This is a genomic window from Labilibaculum sp. K2S (assembly GCF_030372765.1).
Classification (GTDB): Bacteria; Bacteroidota; Bacteroidia; order Bacteroidales; family Marinifilaceae; genus Labilibaculum.
This window is the reverse complement of sequence record NZ_JAUCMW010000018.1, coordinates 1-18,629: the sequence shown is the minus strand read 5'-3', so window position 1 is coordinate 18,629 and position 18,629 is coordinate 1. Positions and strand designations below refer to the sequence as shown.

14 protein-coding genes are annotated in these 18,629 nt (G+C 36.2%); all 14 read left to right on the top strand.

Going from position 1 to position 18,629, the window contains the following annotated elements; genetic code table 11:
• Positions 1–9 precede the first annotated feature (9 nt).
• The 14 genes from QUH73_RS16545 to QUH73_RS16480 all read left to right on the top strand — a co-directional run bounded on the left by QUH73_RS16545 (position 10) and on the right by QUH73_RS16480 (position 17,409).
• Entirely contained in the window at positions 10–1,872 is a 1,863-nt protein-coding gene (locus QUH73_RS16545) for a right-handed parallel beta-helix repeat-containing protein (RefSeq protein ID WP_289531547.1), read from the top strand.
• A gap of 770 nt (positions 1,873–2,642) precedes the next feature.
• A complete protein-coding gene (locus QUH73_RS16540; protein WP_289531546.1) occupies positions 2,643–4,121 on the top strand; it encodes an MFS transporter in 1,479 nt (492 codons plus the stop codon).
• A gap of 119 nt (positions 4,122–4,240) precedes the next feature.
• Positions 4,241–5,374: an endo-1,4-beta-xylanase gene (locus tag QUH73_RS16535; RefSeq protein WP_289531545.1), complete on the top strand. Its 1,134-nt coding sequence runs from the start codon at positions 4,241–4,243 to the stop codon at positions 5,372–5,374.
• Positions 5,375–5,496: 122 nt separating this feature from the next.
• Positions 5,497–6,468 (top strand): glycoside hydrolase family 43 protein, encoded by a 972-nt coding sequence (locus QUH73_RS16530; protein ID WP_289531544.1) that lies wholly within the window; start codon positions 5,497–5,499, stop codon positions 6,466–6,468.
• Positions 6,469–6,536: 68 nt separating this feature from the next.
• Positions 6,537–8,477 carry a sialate O-acetylesterase gene (locus tag QUH73_RS16525; RefSeq protein WP_289531543.1) on the top strand — a complete coding sequence of 647 codons (1,941 nt, stop codon included), beginning with the start codon at positions 6,537–6,539 and terminating at the stop codon, positions 8,475–8,477.
• 40 nt (positions 8,478–8,517) lie between these two features.
• Complete coding sequence (locus tag QUH73_RS16520; RefSeq protein WP_289531542.1) at positions 8,518–10,143, top strand: glycoside hydrolase family 43 protein; 1,626 nt, start codon at positions 8,518–8,520, stop codon at positions 10,141–10,143.
• A gap of 210 nt (positions 10,144–10,353) precedes the next feature.
• A complete protein-coding gene (locus QUH73_RS16515; RefSeq protein WP_289531541.1) occupies positions 10,354–10,992 on the top strand; it encodes an NUDIX hydrolase in 639 nt (212 codons plus the stop codon).
• A 53-nt stretch (positions 10,993–11,045) separates the two neighbouring features.
• Positions 11,046–11,852 carry an SDR family oxidoreductase gene (locus QUH73_RS16510; protein ID WP_289531540.1) on the top strand — a complete coding sequence of 269 codons (807 nt, stop codon included), beginning with the start codon at positions 11,046–11,048 and terminating at the stop codon, positions 11,850–11,852.
• A gap of 10 nt (positions 11,853–11,862) precedes the next feature.
• Complete coding sequence (gene uxuA, locus QUH73_RS16505; RefSeq protein WP_289531539.1) at positions 11,863–13,068, top strand: mannonate dehydratase; 1,206 nt, start codon at positions 11,863–11,865, stop codon at positions 13,066–13,068.
• A 284-nt stretch (positions 13,069–13,352) separates the two neighbouring features.
• The gene (locus QUH73_RS16500; protein ID WP_289531538.1) at positions 13,353–14,690 is read left to right on the top strand and encodes a hypothetical protein; all 1,338 of its coding nucleotides are present in this window, start codon (positions 13,353–13,355) and stop codon (positions 14,688–14,690) included.
• A 166-nt stretch (positions 14,691–14,856) separates the two neighbouring features.
• The gene (locus QUH73_RS16495; protein ID WP_152735991.1) at positions 14,857–15,144 is read left to right on the top strand and encodes a helix-turn-helix domain-containing protein; all 288 of its coding nucleotides are present in this window, start codon (positions 14,857–14,859) and stop codon (positions 15,142–15,144) included.
• A 132-nt stretch (positions 15,145–15,276) separates the two neighbouring features.
• Positions 15,277–15,882 (top strand): BT4734/BF3469 family protein, encoded by a 606-nt coding sequence (locus QUH73_RS16490; protein WP_289531537.1) that lies wholly within the window; start codon positions 15,277–15,279, stop codon positions 15,880–15,882.
• Positions 15,866–16,249 (top strand): PriCT-2 domain-containing protein, encoded by a 384-nt coding sequence (locus QUH73_RS16485; RefSeq protein WP_289531536.1) that lies wholly within the window; start codon positions 15,866–15,868, stop codon positions 16,247–16,249. Before QUH73_RS16490 ends, QUH73_RS16485 begins: the two co-directional genes overlap by 17 nt.
• Positions 16,246–17,409 (top strand): VapE domain-containing protein, encoded by a 1,164-nt coding sequence (locus QUH73_RS16480; protein WP_289531535.1) that lies wholly within the window; start codon positions 16,246–16,248, stop codon positions 17,407–17,409. Before QUH73_RS16485 ends, QUH73_RS16480 begins: the two co-directional genes overlap by 4 nt.
• Positions 17,410–18,629 lie beyond the last annotated feature (1,220 nt).

Sequence of the window (18,629 nt, the reverse complement as noted above, 5' to 3'; positions counted from 1 at the left end):
AAAGTGATTATGGAAACTACAGGAAATAAATTTATTCTTCTTTTATCATTTATATCTTTATTTTTTTTCTTAAAACAAGAAAGAGTATTGGCGCAGCCTTCGGGAGGATCGTATGGTCCAATACATAAAAGCTATGATTTACCAAATGTTGATGGTACCATCTATTATGTATCTCCGGATGGGAGTAAGGATGCAAAAGGACTTAAACTATCGGAGCCAACCAATATTGAATCGGCTGTTGAAAGGGTGAAAACGGGTGATGCCATTGTTTTGCGAGGCGGAATTTACCGCACTGGCAATTTGACCTTGAATCAGGGAATAACAATGCAGCCATATAAAGATGAACAAGTTGTAATAAAAGGGACATTAGTTGCAACTGAATGGGAAAACTTAAAAAATGGATTATGGCGTACTTCATGGTCACATTTATTTCCATCCAAACCACAGGATTGGTGGTTAAAGGATGTGTACGGAAAAATAACTCCCTTACATCGGTTCAATGATGATTTGGTTTTTGTTGATGGAAGTTTTCTGCAGTCAGTAGGTTGGGAAGGAGAAGTTAATGAAGACACATATTTTATTAATTACGAAACCCAACAAGTTTATATTGGTACCGATCCTACAAATAAAGAAGTGGAAATTACGGCTTTTGCAACCGGATTGATTCGAACAACAAAGAATGTTCATGGTAAAGCATCCGATGGAATCGGACCGGTAATTAAAGGAATTACAATTACTCAATATCCTTTTCGGATTATTGAGGTTGAGGGGTTTTATCCGGAAGGTTTGTCGGTTGATTCTGAACATGGTAATGATGTTGTTGGTACAACTATAGAAAATTGCACCATGAGCTATTGTGGTCGAATTGGTGTGAATCTGATAGGCGATAAAATAAACTTTAAGCATTGTAAAATAAGCGATACAAGTACTGAAGGTTTATATTTGGTTAGTTCCGATGATGCTTTAATCGAAAAAAATATTTTTACACGTAATAATATTGAGAATCTGGTTGGTTATTTTCCTGCAGCGGTAAAAATATTTAATCAAAGTTATCGGGTTGTGTTTAATGATAACCTTGTGATTGATCTGCCTAATTCAAATGGTGTGTGGTATGATGTTGGTAATGTCGATGGTAGATTCATCAATAATTGGGTTGAGGGGGTTGGATTTCCTAACAATAACTTTCAGCCACATAGTGTTTGGCCTTCGCGCAATGCATTCTTTTTCGAAATATCCAAGGGCGCTGTTTGTGCAGGTAATGTATTTACTAATTGCGATCATGGCATTCTGATTCTGAATAGCAATAATGTAAAAGTGTATCAGAATACATTTGTTAATAGTCTGGCTTGTTTTGGAAGAGATGAGCGAAGTGCTCAGGGAGATCATTTCGGTTGGCATCCGAGCACGGGACCTGATGTTGATGAACGCACCGGACATGAGTTTGTGAATAATCTGATGGTGAAAGATGAAAAATACAACGGTCCACTCTTGCTGATCTGGCAACCCGATGTTTTATGCGGAGAACTAAAAGAACCAGCCCTTAAATATTTAGATCACAATGCTTATGTGAGTAAAAAAGATGCTAAGCTTGATATTTGGCTGAGCGATACTAAAAATGCCCAATGTCAGGTAAATTATAGTAATCCTGAAGCTTTTCACAAGCAGCATCCTGAATATGCAAAAAACAGTATTGGTTTAGCTCGTTATAACGGGCCATTATTTAAAAGTCTTGTGTTAGGTAATTATGAGTTGTTATCGGATTTTAAAGGGAAAGGTGCAGCAACATCATTACCTGAAGAAGTGTATGAGTTATTGCAAAGTCCCGTAAATTCTAAATTGCCATCTGTTGGTGCATATCCTTTTGCAGAATAGTATCGGATATAAAGTTTTGTAGAACAGATTTTGCAGGTGAAAACGAGATCCTGATATTGTGGAAAAAAACGATATAAAATAGAACAGGTGAATATCTAAATCAGTAAAATGATTTGAGGAAAATAAAGAATAATGGGGGAATTTATATTGTCCCATTTTCTATGTTTGATGGGATAGGTTTGAATATTGGAGGTTTCTTAGATCAAGATGGAGATATCTGTTCGTTGCTGTTTTCTGTTTGTTTAGACAAGAATCCAGTGCAGCGTATTAAGATAAGATGTGGATTTTTCTTACTGCTCAATACACCAAAATTACTTTTAGGGAAGATAGTTCACGAATATGGTAAGGTGCTTTTTTATTGGTGACAATTAGTGTGAAATTTTTTCGATTTAATTAAATCAATCATCATTTTTGAGCTCTCTCTCTTTAAATTTTATTCCGGTTTGAGGAGGAATTTCCTGATCTAATCTTCCAGGAAGTTCTTTTATAATAAGGTGTATTTGAGGTGGGAGAAATTATTACTATTGATTTAATTTTTTTTTAAACATATGGTTGAAACAAAGATGTAACCAAAATGAAATTAAATGTAACGGGAATGAAAAAGATGTAACAAACTAACAAATTTGTGTAACACAGCATCACGTGAGTTTATTTCAATACAAGTATTTTTGGTTAACAGTTTGGGTGGTTTACACTTGTATTAAAGTTTATTAAGAACCACTTTTTAATAAATAACAGCGAATAATAAAGTCAGTATTAAATATTACAAAATGACAATAAAATCAGATAAAGTATCGGTAGTTGAAAAGATTGGCTACAGTTTAGGAGATCTTGCTGCTAACCTCATTTTTCAAACGTTGATGACGTTTTTAGCCTTCTTTTATACCGATGTGTATAAGATTCCGGCAGGAACAGCCTCCGTAATTATTTTTTCGGGAGGTATGATTGGAGCATGCTTTAACCCGATAATGGGGGTTATTGCTGATCGTACCAAAACAAGGTGGGGAAAATTTCGCCCATGGATACTCTGGACATCAATTCCTTTTGGACTTATGGCCTTGTTGGCTTTTAGTACACCAGAGTTTGGTCCTGGAGGTAAAATTGCATACGCATTTATTACTTATATCTTATTAGTATTTCTTTATAGTGCCAATAATTTGCCTTACTCGGCTCTGAGTGGTGTTTTAACAGGAAATATGGCAGAACGCAACAGTATTTCATCCTATCGTTTTACGGCAGTAATGATTGCTCAATTCATAGTGCAAGCTTTACTATTGCCTATGGTATTGATATTTGGTGACGGTGATAAAGCAAAAGGTTTTGAAAATGTAATGGGAGTTTTTGCTCTCGTTGGGATTGTATTTTTTATCATCACATTTTTAACAACAAAGGAACGCGTTGTTTCAACTCAAACAGAAACAACATCGGTAAAACAAGATGTTAAAGATTTGATGAAAAACAGGCCGTGGATTGTAATGCTTGTTGTTACTGTATTCGTATTTATTACGCTGTCGCTGAAGGGGGGTATGTATGTATTTTATTTCGAAAATTATTTAAGTGAACAACATTTAGCGGTTTTTTTAAATGATATTGGCTTTAATGCTTTTATTAATGGTTTAAATAATCTTCTGTCAAATATGGGCTTTGTGGGTTTCTTGTGGCCGGAAGATGTAGCAACATCTGGGTTTAGCCTTTTTAATGCAGGTGGAATCATTTTTATGATTATTGGGATTATGTTTTCAAAACCCTTGGCGGATAAATATGGAAAAAGGGATGTATTTGGAGTGAGTCTTTTTATAGCTACGCTTTGTTTGTTGTTATTTTATTTTTATTCACCGGAATCAATAGCTTTGGTATTCATAAGTCAGTTACTGCATGGTTTCTTTTATGGCATTACCACACCGCTGTTGTGGGCAATGATTGCCGATGTTGCTGATTATTCCGAATGGAAAAATAACCGTAGGGCAACAGCAATTATTTTTTCGGCAATGATATTTGGTTTAAAGGCAGGATTGAGTGTAGGCGGAGCTTTAGTGGCGGGAATTTTAGCAACTTATGGGTATAGCCATCAGTTGGCAGTTCAAAGTCCGGAAACAATTAATGGTATAAAACTTTCTTTAAGTGTATTTCCAACCATCACATTTTTTATTGCAATAGGATGCTTGTTTTTCTACAAGATTGATAAAAAGAAGGAAGTAGAGATTGAAGATGAGTTGAGCAAACGACGAGGGTTAATGACAGATTTTTAGCGTTCCAATGGTGAGTTGTTGGTAAATCGTTTATCAGGCAACGAACTTAATAATCTTAGGAGAGAAAAATGTTTGTTGCTTAATCTGGCAAAAAATACAAATTAGTAAACTAACAATTAATGAATCGATTTAAAAAAATATACAGTTCCGGCTTTCTGGCAGTTTTACTGCTTGGTGTATTATGCAGTTGTTCAAAAACAGAAGTAAAGCCGGTATCATTGAAAATGGCTGTTGGCGATAGGTTTTATATAGGTACAGCATTGAACAGTGCCCAAATAGTTGGTGCTGACACCTCTGCCATAAAAATCATTAAACAACATTTTAATGCTGTTGTTGCTGAAAATGTGATGAAAAGTGAAGTTGTTCAACCTGTTGAAGGTGAGTTTGATTTTAATATGGCGGATAAATTTGTCCGGTTTGGACTCGATAATAAGCTATTTATAACGGGACATACTCTGATTTGGCATTCTCAGGCTCCCAATTGGCTTTTCGTAGATAAGCAGGGAAATGATGTTTCAAGAGATGTTCTTATTGAAAGAATGAGAAGTCATATACACACAGTGGTAGGTCGTTATAAAGGAATTATAAAAGGCTGGGATGTTGTAAATGAAGCTATTTTGGACGATGGAACCTGGCGTAAAAGCAAATTTTATGAAATAATTGGTGCAGACTTTGTTAAGCTGGCATTTGAATTTGCACATGAAGCCGATCCGGAAGCTGAGCTTTACTACAATGATTACTCGATGGCGAAAGAGGGGAAAAGAGACGGAGTTATTGCTATGGTAAAATCATTGCAGGAACAAGGAGTAAGAATTGATGGTATTGGCATGCAGGGACATATCTCAATGGATGATCCTACAGTTGAGGATTTTGAGAAAAGTATAGTCGCTTTTTCCGAATTGGGTGTTGACGTGATGGTTACGGAGTTGGATTTGACTGTTCTTCCTATGCCAAATATGAATGCTGGTGCCGATGTGGCTTTGAATTTTGAATTTCAAAAGGAGTTAGACCCATATGTAAATGGACTGCCTGATTCTATGCGTATAAAGATAACAGAGCGTTATCAGGATTTTTTCAGGTTGTTCTTTAAACAGAGTGATAAGATTAGCCGTGTTACCCTTTGGGGAGTTAGTGATGCTCAGTCATGGCGCAATTATTGGCCTGTTAAAGGACGTACAGATTATCCTCTTTTATTCGACAGAGAGTATAAAGCCAAGCCAATTGTTGAAAAAATAATTAACGAAGACCTGTAATAGGTTTATTGGTTAAAGAATTTATTCCAAAGTGTTATTTAAATAAGAACTTAATACACTTATTCTATTGATTTACTAATTATGAATAGAGCTTGATAAAAAAGCTTGAAAAAAATAAAATAATGAAGAACCCAAGGTATTTAGTTGATGGTTTATATACCGCAGATCCATCAGCACATGTATTTAACGGCAAGCTATATATTTATCCATCTCACGATATTGAATCAGGTATACCTGAAAATGATAATGGTGATCATTTTGATATGCGCGATTATCATGTATTCTCATTAGACGATATAGATGGTGAAGTAACGGATCATGGAGTTGTTTTGGATGTAGAAGATGTTTCGTGGGCTGGTCGCCAGATGTGGGATACCGATGTCGCTTATAAAAATGGGAAATATTATTTGTACTTCCCGGTAAAGGATAAAACCGATATTTTCCGTATTGGTGTTGCTGTAAGCGATAAACCTGAAGGGCCTTTTGTTCCTGAAAAACATCCAATTTTGGGCAGTTACAGTATCGATCCTGCTGTTTTTGAAGATGAGGACGGTCAGCATTATATGTATTTTGGGGGGCTTTGGGGAGGACAGCTTCAGCGATATAGAAACAATAAAGCGCAGGAGTGTGGTGTTGAACCCGGCAACGAGGAGCCTGCATTAACTGCTCGCGTTGTACGAATGTCCGATGATCTGTTGGAATTTGCTGAAGAGTCGAAAAGCCTTGTTATTTTAGATGAAAACGGAGAGCCTTTAAAAGCCGGAGATCATGATCGCCGTTTTTTCGAAGCATCGTGGATGCATAAGTACAATGGCAAATATTATTTTTCCTACTCAACGGGAAATACGCACCTACTTTGTTATGCTGTAGGGGATTCGCCTTATGGCCCTTTTACTTACAAGGGAGTAATTCTTACACCTGTTGTAGGCTGGACTACACACCATTCTATTTGCGAATTTAAAGGGAAATGGTACCTGTTTCATCACGATTCTAAGCCATCGGGAGGAAAAACATGGCTTCGAAGCATGAAAGTTACAGAGTTGGAATACAATGAAGATGGTTCTATTAAAACGATCGATGGCATGGCCGAATAACCATATGATTTGTATCGTAGCAAGATTACAGAATTGAATTTTTAAATAAAGTTTAAAAAATTTACAGCATGTATTTTAATCGAAGAGCTCTTTCTTTTATTCTTTTGGGTAGTCTGTTTTTGATGCCTTTTATGGTATCAGCGCAGTTGCGTTTGCCTAAACTGATCTCAAATGGTTTGGTGCTTCAACGCGGTGTAGAAGTCAAAATTTGGGGATGGAGTGCGAAAAATGAGAAGGTATCAGTTAATTACAGAGATTCTCTGTATAAAACCATTGCCAATGATAAAGGAGAATGGTTTGTTATGCTTCCGATACAGAAAGCCGGTGGCCCTTATGCAATGAATATCTGCGCAAGCGATACGATTCATCTTAAAAATATTTTAGTTGGTGATGTTTGGATTTGTTCCGGTCAGTCGAACATGGAATTGCCTATGCGAAGAGTGAGTCCTCTTTACAAGGAAGAGATTGCAAAAGCCGATAATAGGAACATCAGATATTTTGAAGTGCCAAAGAAATACAATTTCAATACTGTTAAAAATGATTTGCCAGATGGAAATTGGGTAGATATTAATAAGAACACGATTGATAATATTTCTGCAGTATCTTATTTTTTCGCTCAAAAATTAAATTCAGAATATAATGTTCCTGTTGGGATAATTAACAGTAGTTTAGGAGGTTCTCCTGCACAAGCATGGTTGAGTGAAGAAGCACTTAAAGAGTTTCCGTTGTATAGTGCCGAATTGCAGAAGTTTAAAAATAAAGCTGTAATTGATTCAATTGAGCAAAGTGATAATAGTAGAAGTAACAATTGGTATCAAAAATCAACAGTAAACGACGAAGGTCAGCAAGGAAACTGGCGGGCTAAAGATAGTAATACATCAGATTGGAGCAATATGACCATTCCCGGCTATTGGGCAGATGAGAAGTTGGGGAATGTGAATGGTGTAGTTTGGTTTCGAAAAGAAATTGAAATTCCTGCTGAATATTGTAACAAAGAGGGCTTACTAAATATGGGGCGAATTGTTGATGCAGATTCTGTCTTTGTAAATGGCAAATTTATTGGATCCACCAGCTACCAATACCCACCACGTCGATATACTATTCCTGCAGGAGTATTGGTTGAAGGAAAAAATACGATTTCTATTCGCGTGATCAGTAATGGTGGAAGAGGTGGTTTTGTAGCCGGTAAGCCATATCAAATAGTATTCGATGGTTTTCAAATAGATCTTAAAGGAGAATGGAAGTACAAACTGGGAGTGGCAATGGAGCCTTTACAAGGACCAACTTTTATCAGATGGAAATCAGGAGGCTTATACAATGCAATGATTGCTCCATTATTGAACTACAAAATTAAAGGTGCGGTATGGTATCAAGGAGAGTCCAATACCGGCCATCCCAATGAGTATGAACATCTGTTATCATCTCTTATTAAAAATTGGAGGAAGCAATGGGGGCAAGGGAATTTTCCTTTTTTATGTGTTCAGTTACCTAATTTTATGTTGCCTAAAGATCAGCCGTCAGAAAGTAATTGGGCAATGCTAAGAGAAGCTCAGTTCAAAGCATTATCAGTTCCAAATACGGGGCTGGCTGTAACTATTGATATTGGAGAGTGGAACGATATTCATCCTTTGAATAAAAAAGATGTTGGCGATCGACTAGCTCTTGTTGCAAAAAAGATTGCTTATGGCGAGGATCATGTTGTTTATTCAGGTCCAGTGTATCGATCTATGAAGGTTGAAAAAAATAAGGTAATTCTTTCTTTTGACCAAATTGGAAGCGGTTTGATCGTAAAAGGAGGAGGAGAGCTTAAGGAGTTTGCTATTGCTGGAAAAGATAAAAAGTTTGTTTGGGCAAAAGCAAAAATAGAGGGTAACAAGCTTATTGTGTGGAGTGATCAGGTGAAAAATCCTAAGGCAATCAGATATGCCTGGGCCGACAATCCGAATAAAGCAAATCTGTTTAATCAGGAGGGCTTGCCTGCTTCTCCTTTTAGAACTGATAATTGGTAGTTGATACGTGTTGAGAATTTTAATCGCCAAAGCATAACTGATGAAGAAGAATGTATTTTCACTGATGATATTATTTTTGCTCGTAATTACGGCACTTAGAGCACAAGAAAATAATACCGAAACGAATAAAACTTACGAGAACCCAATTCTAAGAGGATTTTATCCGGATCCATCCATTTGTAGAGTTGGTGATGATTACTATTTGGTCAATTCTTCCTTTGAGTGGTTTCCTGGAGTACCGGTTTTTCATAGTAAAGATTTGGTAAACTGGAAACAAATTGGCTATGTGTTGGACAGGCCGGAGCAATTGCAATTGAATGAAGGCTTAGGTGCGTCAAGAGGAATTTTTGCTCCGACATTGCGTTATCACGATGGTTTATTTTACATGATAACGACTTGTGTAGGTTGCAAAGGTAATTTTTACGTTACGGCAAAAGATCCGGCAGGACCTTGGAGTAATCCTGTTTGGTTAAATACGCCAGGAATAGATCCTACTCTTTTTTGGGATGATGATGGTACATGTTGGTATGTAGGTGCTCATAATATTTCAGGAAAACGCGAATGGGAAGGCCAGAATGGAGTTTTTATTCAGCAGCTCGATTTGGAGACAAAACAACTTGTAGGTGAGCCGGTTCAGGCCACTTTTGGTCATGCCACAAATGCAGTCTGGGGCGAAGGACCGCATCTTTATAAAGTAAATGGTCGTTACCTGTTGATGATTGCCGAAGGTGGCACAAGTTTTAATCATGCCATTACGGTTTTTGAAAGTGATAAAGTGAATGGCAAGTATGCACCCTCAAATATCAATCCTGTATTAACTCATCGTAATTTAGGGCGCGATTATCCTATTGCTGCCGTTGGACACTGCGATATTGTTCAAACACAAAATAATGAGTGGTGGGCTGTAATGCTGGCTGTTCGTTTGTGTGAGGGTAAAAATTTATTGGGTCGCGAAACTTATCTTGTGCCAATGGAGTTTGAAGATGGTTGGCCATTGTTTAATCGTGGAGTTGGTAAAGTGCGTTTCGAAGAAAAAAGGCCGGATTTGCCTTGGACACCTTTTGAACCGTATCCTGTTCGCGATGAATTTGATACTAATAATTTGGCTGTGAAGTGGGTTTTTCTGCGCACACCGTATGAGAAATGGTACCATATTTCAAAAGGTAAAATTACTTTCAATACTCGTCCTCAAATGATGACGAAATTGGAGCAACCTTCATTGTTGGCACAGCGAATCAGCGAATTTTCCTTTGAATCTTTTACAAAAGTGAATTTTAATCCTGCCAGCGATAATGAAGAGGCTGGTTTTGTTGCTGTCTATAATAATGCACGTAATTTCAGATTAGTAAAAACATCAGAACAGGGTAAAAGCGTTGTGAAACTATATCGCGTTAAAGAGGGCGAAGAAATGTTGGTTGCAACAGAGAATGTTACGTCTGGGGATTTAATTTTGGGTTTAAAAGCAAATAAATTAAAATATCAGTTTTATTTTGGCAAGGATAAAACCTCGCTTCAACCTATTGGCGATATTCAGGATGCTGCCGTAAATGCCAGCCAGAGTGGTATCGATTTTACAGGACCTATGCTTGGATTTTATACCAGCAGTAATGGTCATGAGTCAACAAATACGGCTGAATTTGATTGGTTTGAGTATGATGAAAAATAGTTAGAAGTCTGTTAATTGTATTGATCCTGTCAAATATTTCAATCTTAAAAATGTATGGTTGTTCGTGTTCTGCGGACAGCCATTTTCTAAATTAGGTAGTTGTTATTCTAGTTACATCAATCACATTACTAAGGATATGGCTTATATTATTTAAGGAGTCTATAAATTATTCAAACAATATGCGTATATTATACGCAAACTAATTGTTCAATGCGGGATATATTATTAAATGTTTCAATTGACTGTGCCATATTTGGTTACGTGAATGGAGAGTTGAAGGTCTTATTAATAAAAAGAGATAAGGAGCCTGAATATAATGAATGGTCACTTCCAGGTGGAAATATTTATATCGATGAAAATATTGATGACGCGGCTCATAGGTTGCTTAGCGAGTTAACGGGGATGTCAAATTTGTTTTTATCACAAGTAGGCTTGTTTGGTGAAACCTATCGTTATCCTGATCGCAGAGTTGTTTCAATATTGTATTGCGCTTTGGTAAAACCAGAGCAGTTTGAATTGATCGCTGGAGCGCATGCGAAAAGAATCAAGTGGACTAAAACTAATAATATTAAAAAATTGCCTTTCGACCACAATGCTATGATTGCATATTCTTTAAAGTGGTTAAAGGAGGAAATTTGGAGAAAACCAATTTTAGTTAATTTATTACCTGAAAAATTTCCACTCAATCAAATGCAGAACTTGTATGAAACTTTTCTGCAACAGACAATTGACAATAGAAATTTTAGAAAAAAAGTAATGGCTCAGGGACTGGTTGAAAAACTGAATGAAAAAACAATTGGCGGAAAACAGCGTCCTGCCTTTTTATATCGATTAAAAGAAAGTAGTTAAAAAAATTTATATAAATTAGATAACGTATAATATACGTTTAAAACAATTAAACGATGTTTGAAATTAAAGGAAAAGTTGCCGTAGTAACCGGTGGAGGGGGCGTATTAGGAGGAAGTATTGCCCGTAGTTTAATTAATGCAGGGGTAAAAGTTGCCATACTTGATATCCGGGAAGAGAATGTTAACAATCGGGTAAAGGAGTTGGAAGAATTGGGTGGCGAAGCCATTGGTTTCGTATCCAGTGTTTTAAGCATGGATGAGCTCAAACAAGCTCGTGAAACAATCATCAAAAAATGGGGAAAGGTTGATATTTTAGTAAATGCAGCTGGTGGTAATTTACCAGGAGCAACACTTACTGAGCAACAAACCATTTTTGATATGAAAATTGAGGACTTTGAAAAAGTAAATAACCTTAATATGAATGGAACGGTGTATCCAAGTCTTGTTTTTGGTGAAGCAATGTCTGAACAAGGGGAAGGCAGTATAATAACCATTTCATCAATGGCAACTTATTCAGCGATTACACGTGTTTTGGGATATTCCGTAGCTAAAACAGGAATCAATATTTTCACTCAATGGATGGCTATGGAAATGGCAACGAAGTTTAGCGAAAAAATCCGTGTAAATGCAATTGCTCCGGGTTTCTTTATTGGGGATCAGAACCGTAATGTATTAATTAACCCGGATGGTTCATACACCGAAAGAAGTGAAAAAGTATTGGCACGCACGCCAATGGGGCGATTTGGGGATATTAAAGAATTAAATGGAGCAGTTCAATTTTTATGCTCAGATGCAGCATCCTTTATCACAGGTGTGATATTGCCTGTTGATGGTGGTTTTAGCTCATTCAGTGGTGTATAAATCGTAGATTATGGCATTGGAAAAAACTTGGCGTTGGTTTGGTGTTAAAGATCCAATTACGCTGGATATGTTGGTTCAGATGGGAGTTGAAGGTGTAATTACAGCTTTACACCACATTCCCAACGGAGAAATTTGGGAAAAATATGAGATTCTTAAAGTAAAGGAATTGATAGAATCCAAAGGAATGCGGTGGAGTGTGGTAGAAAGTTTACCTGTTTCCGAAGGAATAAAACTGCATTCGGAGGATTATCCCCGTTTAATTGAAAATTATAAGAAATCTGTTCGGAATTTGGGCGAGTGTGGAATTGATACAATCTGTTATAATTTCATGCCGGTGCTCGATTGGGCCCGCACCAATCTTCATTATAAGCTGGCCAATGGTGGTGAATCCATGTATTTTGATTTTCCAACTTTTGTGGCTTTCGATATCTACATCCTAAAAAGACCTGATGCAGATAAGGATTATCCGCAAGACATTGTGGATGCTGCAGCTAAGGCATATGAATCAATGTCGGAAGAGGAGGCAGAAGAGCTCGCTTACAACATTATTGTAGTTACTCAAGGATTTATTGATGGTTTGGTTGATGGTTCAGTTACGGATCCAAAAGCACTTTTTCTGCAGTTTATCGAAAAGTATAAAGGGCATGATAAAAATTCGATGCGGAATAATTTGAAGATGTTTCTGGATGACGTTATTCCTGTGGCTGAGGAATCAGAAGTACGATTTGCTATTCATCCTGATGATCCTCCATTTCCTGTTTTGGGTCTTCCTCGAATTATTGGGCAGGAAGATGATTACGAGTGGCTTTTTGAGGCAAATAAATCAGTAAATAATGGCATTACCTTTTGTGCTGGTTCTTTATCTGCACGCAGGGAAAACGATTTGCCACATATTATTGAACGGTTTTCGGAACGCATTCATTTTGTGCATTTGCGCAATACCCAAATGCTTGAAGATGGCAGCTTTTATGAGTCAGGACATATTTCGGGAAGCCAGAATATGGTGAAAATAATCAGTGCTTTATTAAAAGAACAAAAGCGCAGGATATCCGAAGGACGGGAAGATGTACGTATGCCGGTTCGTCCCGATCACGGAATTAAAATGCTGTCAGATTACGAACATCAGTACAATCCGGGTTATCCGTTAATCGGCAGACTAAAGGGTTTGGCTGAGCTCGATGGTTTAATGACAGGAATTGAATCGTTTATAGAGTAGATAAAAAAAAGACTGTAAATCAATGGATTTACAGTCTTTTTTGTTTAGGATGTGTCCTAAATTGCGGAGAGAGAGGATCATGAACCATCCCTATCTCGTATGCTGTAATACAATGCTTTAGCCTTGTAAACAATTTTTCACTACACCGAATTATGTAACTACTTGATTGCTTTGCTTTTTATCAAAATGTCCTCGTTTGCGAGTGATTCAAAGATATAAAAAATGTTCATAATGCACCGCATTTTATTATTTTTGCACCCAGAATAAAAAATAGAGTACTGGGCATGAGAGATGAATTTGAATATTTTGAGAAGTTGTTTTTTAATACTTATAATGATATTAACTCTGAGATAGCCTTTAAAGAAAAGATCGTTCTGTTTGAAAAGGATATTAGCGAAAAACTGAATTTTGAGTTTGATACAATCAAAAGAATATATTTTGATATTGCAGGACAAGGTAAATCCCGTGAAGCGATTCAGTCTATGTTTGAATTTAGGGCCAGGAGACTGTTGAACTTTAAAGAAAAGATAGAGTCTTACCTAAAATCTGTTCTCGAAGATTTAATAATTGAACAAATAAGTGATGATGCTTTTAATTACGACTACTATACCAATCTTCTTGTTGCCTACGAAGGAGTCGCAGGCTTGTTGGAGTTTATTACTGTTAAGTTGTTTGTGTCTTTAGATAATGTTTTAGATGATGAAAGTTTAATCTTAAAATATAAGCAAATTGATGAGGCGAAAGTGGAGATATGGCGTAAAGAATTTTTTAAAAGTTTTTCACTTGGAAATGATTACGTGCTTTTTGATAGCGTAACATTTGTAGCTGGCGAATATCCTTATGCTTCTTACAATTCACCTTCTGATATTCAAAGTCAGCCAAAGGATCAAGAAATTGAAAAAGATGATATAGGAAAGGATTCTATTTCATTTCAAGACTTTGTAAAAGCTGTCAGCGATGAAATGTATCTTGAGAGGTATAATTCTAATAGAAATGACCTATTTTTTCAAAAAATAAGTAAAGTGTTAGATGGTTTGTTAGAGACTACAGATGATTTTGCTAGAGAAGAAAAGGTCTTAAATTTTCTAATTGAGACTAGTGTTATACCAGTAAAGACTTATGCTTATAGTGTTGAATATCTTAACAAATCTTTATCCGGCAGGAATGAGAAGGAACGATATGAGGTTTTGATAGCTTTTAAAAAACGACTTTACACTTTGAAGGACAGTCCTTTGTATCGCCATTTGCATTTATCCAATATCATGACTTTGGTAGACAATACTTTGGATAAGTTGATTGCCTTTGTTGATAACAAATTGGTAAAATATGATAGAGATTTACTTGATAATACGGGCAGTTCGAGCGGTTTTGGAAAGATTAAGTCCAATTTAACGGTGTCGCAAATGGCTTTGCTTTTCCGATTGCTTAGCGATGAAAATATCTTAGAGACTAATAATATCACAAAACTATCCAAGCAAATAGCATCAAGTTTTTCATCCAAGCAAAAAGATGATATTAGTTATAAATCGGTAAAGAACAATTTTGACAGTCCGCAAAATGAAGCGATTGAATTTTGGGAGACTAAATTGGTTCGTTTGCGTCAATTGTTGAATAAATACTAGAAAAAACATTTGAATTATCATGCAGATAATCAGTGAGCTTACCGAGGGTTGTACAAGTTAGTTGCAACCCTTTTTTTTGCTTTGTACTGCCTATGTTTGCTTCCGAAACGATCTACTGGCGCCAGATAGATTTGATTTTTATTAATTAACTCTAAATTTCAATATTATGGAAGTAGTAACAATGAGCAGCGATGCTTTTCTAAAGATAAATTCGCAATTAAGAAGCATGGAAGAAGCTGTAGAAAAATTAAGTAGAAAACACTTTTATCCACTGGAAGAACGTTGGCTCGACAATCAGGAAGTTTGCCAAACACTTCTTATCAGCAAACGAACACTTCAGACCTATCGTGATAACGGTACTTTAGCCTTTTCTCAAATTGGCTCTAAGATCTACTATAAAAGTTCAGATATAGAAGCTCATCTGAAGAAACATTACGTGAAATCTTTTAAGTAAACCTTTCTTAAAAGGAATCTTCTTTTCCTTTAAAATAATCGAATTGTATGGCATAGAGTTAATATGCTGTGAAGTGGTAATGCTTTGCAAACAGGATAACTATGCCCTAATTTTTCTAAAAAATGAAATAATATGACGCCAAATTTAAGTGATAAAATAAACGGTTATCCAGATAACCAGATAAAAATTTTTGAGTTTAGTTTCTTCAAAAAACCCATATCTAATACCAAACCATACAGGACAATAACTGTACTAGATGCTTATAAACTAATAAAAGGACATTGGAATGTTGAACGAACTCAAACCTTACGACAAATCAAAGATGCAGAAGAAGCCAGAGCTTTTAAAGCAAGCCAATTCAACTATGCCTGTTTCTCAGGAATATTTACGAAAAGAAGCGAGAAACATTTTCAAAGTCATTCAGGCTTGATGGTATTGGACTTTGACCACCTGTCGAATGTTGAGGAGATTAAAAATAGCTTGCTGGCAGATGAGAGCTTAGAAACGGTTCTTTTATTCCGTTCTCCGTCAGGTGATGGGTTAAAATGGGTGATTCCTATCGATATCAGTTTGATGGATCACAAGAGCTATTTTAAGGCAGTAAGTAATTACTTGAAACAAACGTATCGACTCGAAGTTGATGCTTCAGGAAAGGACATTGCACGTGCATGCTTTCTGCCTTATGATCCTCAAGTCTATATAAACCCTAAATATTTGAGTCATGAAAAAGGTATTTAATCCACACGCTTGGTTAGAAGCGAACAACAAACGTCCAACTGTCAAATACAAACCACCAACAGCTACGGTTGTTGGTGACTCGTTAGCAAATGTTGAACAATTAGTTTCAAGGATTGAATCATGCAGTATAGATATTACTCAAGGTTATGAAAATTGGAGGAATATTGGTTTTAGTCTTTCAGAGTCTTTGGGTGAAACAGGACGTAATTACTTTCACCGAATAAGCCGTTTGAATCCTGGTTACAATCGTGAAAGGTGCGATAAACAATATACAAATTGTTTAAAGTGCAGGGGTGGAGGAATTACATTGGCAACTCTTTTTTGGATCGCTAAAACTCATGGTGTACTGATAAAAAACAGGATATGACAACTGAAAATACTGAGAAAGTGAGTGAAATAGCTCCTAAGAAAACAATTGCAAATAAGTTCAGCTTAACAGAGGAATATCTGAATGAACGTTATTTGCTTAGAAATAACATTATAAGTCTGGATATAGAGATTAGAAAGAAAGATGCTTCTAAATGGCGGATACTATGTGAAAATTCACTTTATATAGAATTGCAGAAAGAAGGTATCAATATCAGTATTGCAAACCTTTTGGCTCTGTTAAAATCTGATTATGTACCCGATTACAATCCATTCGAAAGTTATTTTTCCAATCTTCCGGAGTGGGATGGGATTGATCATATCGGAAATCTAGCTTCATATGTTCACACCAAGGATCAAAATTCTTTTGAATTGCATTTTCGCAAATGGATGGTTCGGGTTATTAAAACAGCAATTGACAGTCGTTTTTTTAACAAGCAAGCTTTAATATTTGTTCATGATAAGCAGAACAGCGGGAAATCAACTTTCTGCAGGTTTCTATGTCCGCCAACTTTGGGTGGTTATATCTCCGAGAATATATCGATTGATAAAGACAGCCGTATTGCTCTGGCGACAAATATCTTAATCAATCTGGATGAATTGGCAACACTTTCACGAAGAGATATCAATAGTCTGAAGGCTCTTTTTTCAAAGGAGAAGATCAACGACAGGTTACCCTATGAACGAAAGGCTTCCGTTATTCCCAGAAGATGCAGTTTTATTGGTTCCACCAATGAAATGGAGTTTTTAATGGATGAAACAGGATCTGTTCGCTGGCTGTGTTTTGAGATTGAAAAAATTGATTGGGAGTATTCAAAGAAGATTGATATTGATTTGGTCTACGCTCAGGCTTATCATCTTGTGAAAACCAAGTTTGATTGTAATTTGTCATTAGATGAGATCAACGAGAATGAAAGGAGGAATCAGGCATTTCAAATTCTATCCGAAGAAAGACAGTTAATTCAAAAACACTTCACTCATAATGAATCAGAAGAAGCTGATTCGTTTCGGACAGCAACCGATATCAAGACGAAACTTAGCCAGATGTTGAATATTAACTATTTGAATGTTGTGAAAATTGGTAAAGCTTTAAAACAAATTGATATCCCCAAGAAGAAACTAAATGGAGTTTATGGTTATTATCTGGATTCAAAAATTTAGTTTTTTCACGTTTTCTTCTTACCCTCTTACCCTGACTGCTTAAACGATAAATAATCAGGGTTTTATTTCGGGTAAGGTGTGGTTTTTCCTCTTACCCTTGGGTAAGAGAATTCTTGTAATTTTCTCAAAAATGGATTTTGGGTAAGAAGAATAAGCTTATCTTACCCTGCCAGAGTCTTTGCAAATGAGTGAGTTGTGGAAGTTGGGTAAGAGGGTAAGAAGAAAACACGATTTTTCTTAAATTTGAGAATATGGATGATCATTTATCTAGATAAAAAACCGTGCTAAGACAGGTATAAACCATACTTAAAACCCCTTTACCATTGCTCAATGATTCGGTTTTTATTCTCTGTGTTGGCTGATTTTACTGGTGAAATGGAAGTTTCCACTATATTGATTTGTTTTTCTGTCTGGGTGATCAGTTTATCTAGGTAAGAAACCGGGCTAAGACAGGTATAAGCCCTGCTTAAAACACCTTTATTATTGCTTGCTGATTCGATTTTTATTCTCTGTGTTGTCTGATTTTACTGGCAAAATGGGAGTTTCCACTATATTGATTTGTTTTACTAACTGGATAATCGAGTTATCTAGGTAAGAAACCGGGCTAAGACCTGTTTAAAACACCTTTCTGATTGCTCAATGATTCGGTTTTGATTCTCTGTGTTGGCTTTTTCATAATGACAAAGTAGAACTGATATTTTAGACTTCGGGCATTTGAGACCTGAATCACTAAAATATTAATTGGCTTTTTTTATCCGTCCAGCCATCTACTAGACGTCTCATAAGTAGCTTAAAGTCGGATGTGATTATCTTGAAAACTATTGTTTAAAGGGCACACAAGCCTTTTCGCCAATGCAAACTACTTATTTATCCGTCTAGCCGTTTATTAGCCGTCTAATTCATAAAACCTAACTTCCAAATATTTATTTTCTATTCAATCAAAATTGAATATCTGCAAGCTTAGCAATATTTCCCCTTTTGTTATGCAGAACCCCTATAAATAATAATTCTATATTCCACATAATCAGCGCATAACTAATTTTATTAATTAAACAACAGATTTTACGGGTTACCTTTTTCGAAAAAGCAGAATAAAGGAGTGAATTGTTTTTTATCAAATTAAACACTCTTTTATGGTTAAAAATTTACTCACTTTTATTTTATTTGTCGGCTTATGGGGGAGTTTGCATGCACAATATGTGACTACGCCCGTAAATACA

What these genes read in the sequence shown, in the direction of transcription:
- QUH73_RS16545 (WP_289531547.1), top strand. Translation starts at nt 10, where the DNA reads ATGGAAACTACAGGAAATAAATTTATTCTTCTTTTATCATTTATATCT.
- QUH73_RS16540 (WP_289531546.1), top strand. Translation starts at nt 2,643, where the DNA reads ATGACAATAAAATCAGATAAAGTATCGGTAGTTGAAAAGATTGGCTAC.
- QUH73_RS16535 (WP_289531545.1), top strand. Translation starts at nt 4,241, where the DNA reads ATGAATCGATTTAAAAAAATATACAGTTCCGGCTTTCTGGCAGTTTTA.
- QUH73_RS16530 (WP_289531544.1), top strand. Translation starts at nt 5,497, where the DNA reads ATGAAGAACCCAAGGTATTTAGTTGATGGTTTATATACCGCAGATCCA.
- QUH73_RS16525 (WP_289531543.1), top strand. Translation starts at nt 6,537, where the DNA reads ATGTATTTTAATCGAAGAGCTCTTTCTTTTATTCTTTTGGGTAGTCTG.
- QUH73_RS16520 (WP_289531542.1), top strand. Translation starts at nt 8,518, where the DNA reads ATGAAGAAGAATGTATTTTCACTGATGATATTATTTTTGCTCGTAATT.
- QUH73_RS16515 (WP_289531541.1), top strand. Translation starts at nt 10,354, where the DNA reads ATGCGGGATATATTATTAAATGTTTCAATTGACTGTGCCATATTTGGT.
- QUH73_RS16510 (WP_289531540.1), top strand. Translation starts at nt 11,046, where the DNA reads ATGTTTGAAATTAAAGGAAAAGTTGCCGTAGTAACCGGTGGAGGGGGC.
- uxuA (WP_289531539.1), top strand. Translation starts at nt 11,863, where the DNA reads ATGGCATTGGAAAAAACTTGGCGTTGGTTTGGTGTTAAAGATCCAATT.
- QUH73_RS16500 (WP_289531538.1), top strand. Translation starts at nt 13,353, where the DNA reads ATGAGAGATGAATTTGAATATTTTGAGAAGTTGTTTTTTAATACTTAT.
- QUH73_RS16495 (WP_152735991.1), top strand. Translation starts at nt 14,857, where the DNA reads ATGGAAGTAGTAACAATGAGCAGCGATGCTTTTCTAAAGATAAATTCG.
- QUH73_RS16490 (WP_289531537.1), top strand. Translation starts at nt 15,277, where the DNA reads ATGACGCCAAATTTAAGTGATAAAATAAACGGTTATCCAGATAACCAG.
- QUH73_RS16485 (WP_289531536.1), top strand. Translation starts at nt 15,866, where the DNA reads ATGAAAAAGGTATTTAATCCACACGCTTGGTTAGAAGCGAACAACAAA.
- QUH73_RS16480 (WP_289531535.1), top strand. Translation starts at nt 16,246, where the DNA reads ATGACAACTGAAAATACTGAGAAAGTGAGTGAAATAGCTCCTAAGAAA.